The organism is Agathobaculum sp. LCP25S3_E8, from assembly GCF_052117165.1.
GTDB lineage: Bacteria > Bacillota > Clostridia > Oscillospirales > Butyricicoccaceae > Agathobaculum.
Map to the genome: position 1 here is coordinate 1 of NZ_JBQKJR010000082.1, position 9386 is coordinate 9386.

13 protein-coding genes and 2 pseudogenes are annotated in these 9386 nt (G+C 48.6%); 13 read left to right on the forward strand and 2 right to left on the reverse strand.

Annotated features, from left to right (window positions below):
- From ACTQ34_RS16590 to ACTQ34_RS16625, 8 genes and pseudogenes are all read left to right on the forward strand, one after another.
- The coding region (locus ACTQ34_RS16590) for an IS3 family transposase (protein WP_441364662.1) at positions 1-81 on the forward strand (81 nt) is incomplete at its 5' end.
- A gap of 192 nt (positions 82-273) precedes the next feature.
- Positions 274-615 carry a DUF7768 domain-containing protein gene (locus tag ACTQ34_RS16595; RefSeq protein ID WP_014080816.1) on the forward strand — a complete coding sequence of 114 codons (342 nt, stop codon included), beginning with the start codon at positions 274-276 and terminating at the stop codon, positions 613-615.
- The gene (locus tag ACTQ34_RS16600; protein ID WP_195377021.1) at positions 615-1328 is read left to right on the forward strand and encodes an antirestriction protein ArdA; all 714 of its coding nucleotides are present in this window, start codon (positions 615-617) and stop codon (positions 1326-1328) included. The genes ACTQ34_RS16595 and ACTQ34_RS16600 overlap by 1 nt, the downstream gene beginning before the upstream one ends.
- A gap of 127 nt (positions 1329-1455) precedes the next feature.
- On the forward strand, positions 1456-1851 hold the full coding sequence (locus tag ACTQ34_RS16605; protein WP_057572972.1) for a PcfB family protein: 396 nt from the start codon (positions 1456-1458) through the stop codon (positions 1849-1851).
- Positions 1838-3691: a VirD4-like conjugal transfer protein, CD1115 family gene (locus ACTQ34_RS16610; protein WP_005933642.1), complete on the forward strand. Its 1854-nt coding sequence runs from the start codon at positions 1838-1840 to the stop codon at positions 3689-3691. The genes ACTQ34_RS16605 and ACTQ34_RS16610 overlap by 14 nt, the downstream gene beginning before the upstream one ends.
- A 99-nt stretch (positions 3692-3790) precedes the next feature.
- A pseudogene (locus tag ACTQ34_RS16615) lies at positions 3791-3943 on the forward strand (Maff2 family mobile element protein); the annotation flags it as partial.
- Positions 3944-4084: 141 nt separating this feature from the next.
- Positions 4085-4357, forward strand: a pseudogene (locus tag ACTQ34_RS16620) (helix-turn-helix domain-containing protein); the annotation flags it as partial.
- Positions 4317-4694 carry a TnpV protein gene (locus tag ACTQ34_RS16625; protein WP_046921242.1) on the forward strand — a complete coding sequence of 126 codons (378 nt, stop codon included), beginning with the start codon at positions 4317-4319 and terminating at the stop codon, positions 4692-4694. The pseudogene ACTQ34_RS16620 and the gene ACTQ34_RS16625, both read left to right, overlap by 41 nt.
- Positions 4695-4733: 39 nt before the next feature.
- Here ACTQ34_RS16625 and ACTQ34_RS16630 read toward each other — a convergent pair whose 3' ends face one another.
- Positions 4734-5060 (reverse strand): helix-turn-helix domain-containing protein, encoded by a 327-nt coding sequence (locus tag ACTQ34_RS16630; RefSeq protein ID WP_044478901.1) that lies wholly within the window; start codon positions 5058-5060, stop codon positions 4734-4736.
- Positions 5061-5199: 139 nt separating this feature from the next.
- Here ACTQ34_RS16630 and ACTQ34_RS16635 point away from each other — a divergent pair, with 139 nt between their 5' ends.
- The 5 genes from ACTQ34_RS16635 to ACTQ34_RS16655 all read left to right on the forward strand — a co-directional run bounded on the left by ACTQ34_RS16635 (position 5200) and on the right by ACTQ34_RS16655 (position 8047).
- Complete coding sequence (locus tag ACTQ34_RS16635) at positions 5200-5388, forward strand: hypothetical protein (RefSeq protein ID WP_046921241.1); 189 nt, start codon at positions 5200-5202, stop codon at positions 5386-5388.
- Entirely contained in the window at positions 5370-5564 is a 195-nt protein-coding gene (locus ACTQ34_RS16640; protein WP_046921240.1) for a SymE family type I addiction module toxin, read from the forward strand. Before ACTQ34_RS16635 ends, ACTQ34_RS16640 begins: the two co-directional genes overlap by 19 nt.
- Positions 5565-5670: 106 nt before the next feature.
- Complete coding sequence (locus ACTQ34_RS16645; RefSeq protein WP_191979432.1) at positions 5671-5817, forward strand: hypothetical protein; 147 nt, start codon at positions 5671-5673, stop codon at positions 5815-5817.
- Between the two features lie 44 nt (positions 5818-5861).
- Complete coding sequence (locus ACTQ34_RS16650; protein ID WP_046921239.1) at positions 5862-7367, forward strand: MarR family transcriptional regulator; 1506 nt, start codon at positions 5862-5864, stop codon at positions 7365-7367.
- A 59-nt stretch (positions 7368-7426) separates the two neighbouring features.
- On the forward strand, positions 7427-8047 hold the full coding sequence (locus ACTQ34_RS16655; RefSeq protein WP_046921238.1) for a class I SAM-dependent methyltransferase: 621 nt from the start codon (positions 7427-7429) through the stop codon (positions 8045-8047).
- Between the two features lie 100 nt (positions 8048-8147).
- Here the strand turns inward: ACTQ34_RS16655 and ACTQ34_RS16660 are convergent, their stop codons facing one another.
- Positions 8148-8957, reverse strand: a complete 810-nt coding sequence (locus ACTQ34_RS16660) for a helix-turn-helix domain-containing protein (protein WP_022621311.1) — start codon at positions 8955-8957, stop codon at positions 8148-8150.
- Positions 8958-9386: the final 429 nt, after the last annotated feature.

Here is a 9386-nt window from a genome sequence, read left to right on the forward strand (position 1 = left end):
TATAACCATAACCGAATCAAAGAAAAATTGAATGGGTTAAGTCCTGTCCAATACAGAATTCAAAATGGCTTTGCCGCATAACTTTTGTCCAACTTTTGGGGAGCACTTCACCGCCGTTTTACGGCGGCCTGCCCTTGACGGTCTGCCCCGGCTGTGCTATTTCCCCGGCAAGCGGCGGGGGTATATCCTCCAGAGCCGCCCCCTTTCCCATGATTGGGAAAGGGCGGGGGGATTGGGTTGAACTTTCTTATTAAAATATCGGAGGTATTGACTATGAAGCGTCCCCTTGCATACATTACCGCCGCATGGTTGAGCGGCGACAGTGAAAACGCAGAACAGGCCGCCCGCTACTGCCGGGCGGTTTATGAGGCAGGCTTTTCCCCGATCTGCCCGCCCCTTTATCTGCCCCTGTTTCTCAATGACGCAGTGCCCGAGGAGCATAAAAGCGGCATCGACATGGGCCGTGACCTCTTGCGCCGCTCCCATGTGCTGGTGGTCTGCGGCCACACCATGACCGAGGCCATGAAAAATGATATTGCCGTGGCCCAGCGGCTGGGAATTACCGCCACCACCCTTGAGGGCATCCTGACCGTCAAGGGACAGGGAAAACGCTGATGGAGTCTGTTTTTGAGGCTTTCATTTCAAATCCTGCCCTTTACAGTGCGGGGCATCTGGTGGGGGAAACGCTGCATTTCCCCACCAACACGGAGGAGGTGCAGTCCCTCTTAAAGCGGATCGGCGTGGACGGGGTGCGCTGCCAGGAATACTTTATTATCTCCTTTGACAGCGACATTCTCGGCCTTTATGACTATCTGGGCGAGTATGAAAACATTGACGAGCTCAACCATCTGGCCCATCTGCTGAAGGAGCTCTCCCCATCAGAACGGGAAACGCTGGAGGCGGTTATGGACAGCGGCCAGCATTGTGGCTCTGTGCAGGACTTGATCAACCTTACGCAAAACCTGGACTGCTACGACCTGCATCCCGGCGTGGACAATGAGGAAATGCTGGGCCGCCTTTATGTGGAGGATATGGAAAGTCTCGAAGTGCCGGACAATATAAAACCCTACTTTGACTTTGAAGCATACGGGCGGGACATTTCCATCAACGAAAACGGACACTTTGCACCGGGCGGCTATGTGACGAAGGTAAGTGACGATTTCCGGGAGGTCTACCACGGCCCCCAGGACATCCCCGCTGGACACAGGGTTTTTGCTTACCCCCAGCTTTCGATCCGGGAGCAGATGGCCGCTTATCAAGAAATTATTGACGGTTCCTCAAAGGAGGGGTTCCGGCGGCTGGCTGAAAAACACCATGAGGAACGGTAACGGGACTTCGAGACAATTTGTCCCAAGGCGAAAGGAGGCGGTGTAACTGATTGATGAAGAAATTTCCCGGAGCTCCATAGCGATTTCTGTCCGGGCCAGCAAACTGACAGCCCGGGGGCTGGCCTATGTGCTCCGGGCGGCGGGCCGCCAGATCGCCAAACGGCATAAGAAAGCCCAAAGGCCCCACGGCAGGCAGAGCGTGAAAAAGCTCATGGCTCACGGCGAAAATGTGAACAGCATCGAGGTGGAGGCCCCGAAGCTCTTTGACCGTATGGCCCGCCGTTTTAATGTGGACTATGCCTTTTACAAAACCGGGCCGGACAAATACCTGCTGTTTTTCAAGGCGGGACAGGCGGATGCAATTACCGCCTGTTTTGAGCGGTACTCCCGCAGGCTTCTGGAACAGTCAAAATCCAGCCGCATCCCCATCCGGGAACAACTCAAAAAAGCGGCGGAACAGCTTGTAAAGGAACCGCCCAAAACACAGGAACGGTCAAAGGAGGTGGTTCGTGAAGAACGATAGCATCAAAAAATACCTTATTCCCAACATCCCGTATCTGTTTGTCCTGTGGGCCTTTCTCAAGCTGGGGACGGCCTACCGTCTGGCGGCGGGTGCGGATTTTGCTCATAAGCTCATGGGGCTGGGCCAGACCATTGGCCCGGCCTTTGCTGACTTTGCCCCGGGGCTTGCTCCCTTTGACTGGCTCGTTGGCATTGTGGGGGCTGTGGCGTTCCGGGTGATGGTCTATGTGAAAAGCAAAAACGCCAAAAAATTTCGGCGGGATGAGGAGTATGGATCAGCCCGTTGGGGCTGTCCGAAAGATATAGCCCCTTTCGTAGATCCAAAGTTTGAAAACAACATCATTCTGACCGGGACGGAGTTCCTTACCATGAATACCCGCCCGAAAAATCCGGCCAACGCCCGCAACCTCAATGCCTGTGTGATCGGTTCGTCCGGCTCCGGCAAAACCCGGTTCTGGCTTACCCCGCAGATTTTGCAGGCCAGCGCAGACAAAAACGGCGGATGCAGCTATGTGTGTGTCGATCCCAAAGGAGGCGTTCTCGGGCAGGTGGGCCACTTCCTGCAAAAGCGTGGGTATCGGATCAAGGTGTTCAATTCCATTGATTTCACAAAATCCATGCACTATAACCCGCTGGCGTACATCCGCAACGAAGCCGACATCCTTAAATTTGTGGACGCTCTCATTTCCAACACCAAAGGCGAGGGCAAGGAAGGCGATCCGTTCTGGACAAAATCGGAAACCCTGCTTTACTGCGCCCTCATCGCCTATATCATTTTCGAGGGGCCCGCCGAGGATCGGAACATGAACACATTGGTTGACATGATTTCCGGGATGGAGGTCAAGGAGGATGACGAGGATTTTATGAACGCCGTGGACTATATGTTTGCGGGCTTGGAGAAACGAAAGCCGGATTGCTTTGCGGTCAAGCAGTATAAAAAGTACAAATTAGCCAGCGGCAAAACAGCGAAGTCGATCCTTATTTCCTGCGGCGCAAGGCTGGCTCCCTTTGACATCCCCCAGCTTCGGGAGGTCATGGCCTATGACGAGCTGGAGCTTGACCGCATCGGGGATCGAAAAACGGCGGTGTTCTTTATCATCTCGGACACTACGCAAACCTATAATTTCCTTGTGGCTCTGGCCTTTTCGCAGATGTTCAATCTGCTGTGCGAGAGGGCCGACAATGTTCACGGAGGCCGCCTGCCCCATCATGTACGGGTGCTGTGGGACGAGGCCGCCAACACAGGGCAGGTTCCCCAGCTTGAAAAGATCGTGGCTGTCATCCGTTCCCGTGAGATCAGCTTGACGCTGTTCTATCAGCAGTTGGCCCAGTGTAAGGCAATTTACGATAAACACGCCGAAACCATTTTGGGAAATATGGACAGCGTGATATTCCTCGGAGGCCGGGAGGCCAGCACCATCAAGGAAATATCCGAGAACTGGCTGGGTAAGGCTACCATCTCCATGCAGACGGACAGCCGCTCCCGTGGCCAGTCGGAAAGCTACAGTCAAAATAACCAGCGGCTGGGCCGGGAATTGATGACACCCAGCGAACTGGCGACCATGCCTGGGGATAAGTGCATTTTACAGCTTCGGGGCCTGCCCCCGTTCTATTCCCCGAAATACGATTTGAAAAAGCACCCGAACTACCGATATACGGCTGAAGCCGACAAAAAGAAAAACGCCTTTGACCTTGACCGGCTCATTAACCGCCGCAGGCGGCCCGGGCCGGACGAGCTGTGTGAGGTGTATGCCGTGGCTGTGCCGGACGATGGGCTCACAAGCGAGGACGAGGACATCCTCAATTATGATGACATCGACGATCCGGACGCCTTTGCATAAATAGGGCTTTGGGACAAAGTGTCCCGAAGTATGTAAACCTGCCGCCAGAAATGGCGGCTTTTTTCATGGCCGGGAATACCCCGGAGAAAAGGAGGCTCTATGCAGTTTTTCACTTCCGCTATTGATACTTTGCAGACTCTTGTTGTAGCCCTCGGCGCTGGACTTGGCGTGTGGGGCGTTGTCAATCTGCTGGAGGGCTATGGATCGGACAACCCAGGTTCCAAAAGCCAGGGCATGAAGCAGGTCATGGCTAATTAGAGGTAATCAAAAGAGGAAAGGAAAAGCACAATCCAGACGGAACCGGCGATATCGTCAAGAAATATTTGTGGATTAGCAAGAAACCTGATATAATGGGGGCAAGCGCCCATCCGGGGCAGAAAGGCAGGGAGAAAAATGCACATCAGCTACAAACCGCTCTGGCACACGCTGATAGAGCGAAACATGAGGAAAGAAGATTTAAGGCTTGCCGCTGGCCTAACCACAAATATGATTGCCAATATGGGCAAAGAAGGAAAACACATCAGCATGGACACGCTGGCACGAATCTGCGAAACGCTGGATTGTGGCATTATGGACGTGATTGAACTGGCCAGTGACGAGCCTTCCGCCACAAGAGGGAACGATAATGGAAAAACTGAAAGAAAGAATCACAGAGAACGGCATTGATTATATTCTGGTAGGCGATTATTATATCCCGGACTTGAAGCTGCCGGAGGAAGACCGCCCTATCGGACATTATGGGCGGCTGCACCGGGAATATCTGAAACAGGAACATCCGGCATGGTACAGTTCCCTTATCCTAACAGGGAAATTATGGACGTACCTTGCCGACCTGAACGAGCAGGCGGAGGAACGGCTTGACTTAATCATAGAGCAGATGAAAGCCACCGAGGGAGTGACCGAGGAACTGAAAGCCCGGAACCAGCTTGAATGGGTAGGGCGGATGAACAATATCCGAAACCGGGCAGAGGAAATCATAAAAAGCGAATTGATTTATATTTGATTGGATATGCAAAGGCCAGCCGATTACCGGCTGGTCTTTCTAATCTTCCCTGCGCTCCAATACCGCCCGAATCATGGCAGCGGCGATTTCCTGCTGGCTGGGCGAAGTGCTTTCCCACAACTCTGCCAGTTCCCGTATATCACTGACCTCATTATCTCCCAGCGCATCCCGCAGCAGATAATCCGGGGAAATTTTCAGTGCGTTGCAGATATTGATAAATACAGGCAGGCTGGGAACCTTTGTCCCGCCTTCAATCTGCCGGAGATAGGTTGCGTTTATACTGCATAATTCTGAAAGCCTGTCAGCCGTGAATCCCCGGTCTTTCCTCACCATGTTGATACGTTTGCCCAATCCTTTTGTTTCCATAATGCCCACCCATTTCATAAGCTATTAGCATTTATTTTGTTCACTTTTAGACTACATCACACATAGGGATTGCAATAGCTTCTAAAAGACTATATAATATTAGCCAATAGACTATAAGCTATGAAAGGGGAACAACAGAATGAAACTGAATTATTTTAGGGACAAACTTTTTGATTTACTGAACGACAGCGAAGGGATGGGGATTGCCGACCTGAACGCAGACGAGCAGAACAGCCTGCTCACTGTCAGGACAGAGGATGGGGATGTATTTGAAATCGTATGCCGGCAGGCGGCGGGGAAGGAGGACGGATGGACGACCGTAAACTGACCGTTTATAATGGGCGAGGTGCTTTCAAAAAATCGCCGCCGCAGATTCTTTTACAGGGAAACTGGCTGGAACAGGCCGGTTTTTCCGCTGGGGATAAAATTACCGTGAAATGCCAGCAAGGGCGGCTTGTTATCACGAAGAATGAGCCGGAATCAGATACCGAAGCGGAAAGTTGACAAACATAGAGGTTTTGAATGAATTTTTGAGGAAGCCTATTCCATCTGGAAGGACATTGTAATATAATAAAGCCAGAAAAATCGGGAGTTGTGGAGGTAATTATCAATGAGAAATGTTTACGATAATAGTGAATTTTTTGCCGCATATGCGGAAATGGGAAGAAGCAAAGACGGTCTGAAAGCTGCTGGAGAGTGGCATCAGTTGCAACCGTTATTCCCTAACCCGGATAAACCGGAAAAGTCTATTTTGTAGTTCCCCCTTTTGTGTTATTCTAAAGAAAAAGGGGGATTTCTATTATGTTACTTACAGATAAATACGCTGATAAAATTTATGGCATCATTACCTGTTATGATCGCATGATCATCCAGGGATACATCCCAAACTGGAGCCATGCTGATGCAATGACCACATATATGAAGACCAACGACATCCGCATTTTTGATTATTCTGATTTCTCACAGCCCCTTACAGAGCAGGTTCGGCAGAATGCGGATAGGATTGCTTCGGAAAACGGGATTGAAATTGAGTTCATACGCAAACTCCATGCTTTCCGCAAAGATGACCGTATCCAGAAGATCATTTCTGAAACCGGAAAAACAGAAGGCCTCGTCCATATCTTTTCTGCCATGGAATGCTGCAATACTTACAGACCATGGCATGATAAAACAACAGGGAAGACTTTCTTAAAGTTCGATCAGAGCAAATGTCTCCATTACTATTTTTATTTTATTGACAAAGAACTTGGCCTCTGCTATCTGCGCGTCCCAACATGGCCGCCTTTCCGCCTTCAATTTTATATGAACGGGCATAACCTTCTTGCCCATAAACTGGACAGGAAGCAGATTAGTTACCGTATGCACGACAACGCCTTTCTGGAAATTTCCGATATAGAAACGGCCCAGAAGCTTTCCGACCGGATTAACCCGGAAGATCTCCACAAGGTTCTGGATGTCTTTGCCAAACGTTACAGCCCTGTCCCTGAGTCCCTTGGGCTTGGCTATACATGGACGGTCCAACAGATTGAATGTGCAACGGATATCATGTTCAAAAAGCCTGAATATCTGGAACCCCTTTACGATGAAATCATCCGCACTGCGATATTTACGGTAAAGCCAGATGATATCGCCACATTCCTCGGACAGCGTATCACTTATAACTGTATCAAAGAAATCGGAACTAACTATAACCAGCGTATTCCCGGTACGAGAATCAAACACCATATGGGTGATGTATCCATTAAAATGTATGATAAATTCGGCTGTGTCCTGCGGATTGAAAGTACCTGCAATGACATCAGCACATTCCGTGTGGAGCGTGAAGTTCAGCACAAAGATGGAACTGCCAGCGTTCAGAAAGCGCCTTTGAAAAAGAGTATCTACAGCCTGTACCATCTGTTCGCAATCCTGAAATCTGCGAACCTCCGCTATCTTGAATTTATTTCATCTTTTGATGACCACAGCAGCGGAAAAAAGAAGCTGGATGAAGTCAGCCGCCCGCAAAAGGAGAAGGAACGTTCTTACCGTGGATTTAACTTTTTTGATTCCCGCGATCTGTCCATCCTGGAAGCCATCAGCAGAGGGGAATACATGGCCTTTGGTATGCAGGGGAAAAATATCCGTGAACATCTTCCTGAAATCACGCCGTCTGCGATGACAAGGATTTTTAAACGGCTCAGGCTTCATGGTCTGATTGAAAAAATACCCGGTTCTTATAAATATCTGATCACTGCCCTTGGCAAAGAAATCATTGCGGCCGGTTTAAATGTAAAGAATCTGATCCTTGTTCCAGCGTTGGCGTCTTAAACTAATGCTAATTTGCTATGGGTGAAATTTTGCCATTTTGCGTAGAAAATCATTCATAAGTGCCTAAATTACAGGGAAAAAAAGTTTTGGATTTAGGATGTGGTTACGGTTGGCATTGCAAATATGCCGCACAAATGGGAGCTACTGAAATTCTTGGTATTGATAGTAGTCAAAAAATGATTGCAAAAGCAGTAGCTGATAACTCTGATGACAAAATCAAGTATAAAGTTTGCGGTGTTGAAGAATACATTTATCCTGAAAATACTTATGACCTAGTTGTTTCTAACCTGGTACTGCACTATATCGAAAATTTAGCTAATGTTTATCAAAAGGTGTATTGCACATTAAAAGTAGGTGGGTATTTCCTATTCAATATTGAACATCCGACTTTCACCGCAGGTGTTAATGAGGATTGGATTTATGATGAAAATGGGAAACCTAAATATTGGCCAATCGACAATTACTATTACACAGGCGAAAGAGAAACCAATTTTCTTGGTCAACGAGTAATTAAACAGCACCACACATTAACGCAGATATTGAATCCACTTATAAAATGTGGTTTTCAAATTGAGGCTATTGAGGAAGCAATGCCTCCGGCAGATATGATGGATATGCCGGGAATGTGTGATGAAATGCGTAGACCTATGATGTTGTTGGTTAAGGTTAAAAAGGTTTAATAAACAACTTCCAGTTTATCAAGCCACGTTCTCAACTAAATACCACCAGCACAAAACCGCTGCCACATGGAAACATACACAACCATGCAACAGCGGTTTTTTATTTCCGTTTTTTTCTCTGGCCGACATAGCTTTTGAAGAATTTCGATTTTTCAAGGATATGTACAAGTTGCCGGAACTCCACATCAGACAGCTTGTTATAATTGATACCCAGCCGCTTGCAGTAAAGCGCAGCCTGTTTTTCAAGAGGGCTTCCCTTGAAATTTGCAACATCCTCTAAGTCCTGTTTCAATTCTTCGGCAATGGTAGTCGGTGGCGCACTCTCACTGTCAGACTTGTGTGCAGCACGAATATCATGGACGATTACGCTTATATCATCCTGTATCATGTGGCTGAAATATTCGTCATCCTCAATGTGTGCGGCCTGTAAAATCCGCAGGTACGGGTCATCTTCTCCGGGGCGGTAGCGTTCTATAATTTCATGCCGGACAGTATCGACAAGGGAGTTGAGGTTCTGAATCTGCATGGAAGCAATCCCATCCACATAAACCTCAATATCAGCCAAAAACTTTATAAAGTCCTTGTGGGTGGCAAGTTCGCACAGCAGACGGTTGTTAATCCGGCCACTTTTCAGAAGCGCAACCATTTCGTCATTCAAATGCAATTCTGTTAAAGGCGTGTTGACCTGCTCCCTGTTTTCTGTCCGGCATAACAGATAATCAATGGACACTCCATAGAAATCCGCCAGCGTGATAAGGTTGCCATGATTGATTTCTTTATTGTCCTTAGATTCATAGCTGGCAAGGGCAGATTTTGAAATCTTTGTCAGTTGTGCCAGTTCTTCCAGATTTAATCCTTTTTCCTTGCGTAAATCCCAAAGGCGTTCCTGTATGGTAGTCGCTCCTTTCATGTGCGCACGCTCCTTTCCAGCGGCTGCTTCCCTGCCGCCTGACTGGATTATACCATACTTTCCACAATCGTGGAAATTTCCGATATTTGCCCTTAATTCCTTTTTTGTGGACATACGGCACAAGGCTCAAAAATGTTCTATGATACAGGTAGTTCATCGATGGATTATTCCAATCGAATGACCGGCCTGTATGGGATATGCTCCCCGGCGATGTAGCGCAACGACTTCCGGCAGGGAAACGGAGGAACCCTGACCGCAACGAGCGTACCAAGGAGAGCGAAACGCCGCCAAAGACGGGGGCAGGAACGACAGCAGAGGGTGGAGTAGTACCCTGTAAGTGCAGTCGCAAATTCCCCAAAAATCTGTTAAACTGAACGAACAGAGACGGAGGGGATCGCAATGAAACGTTACAGCAAAGAATTTAAGGAA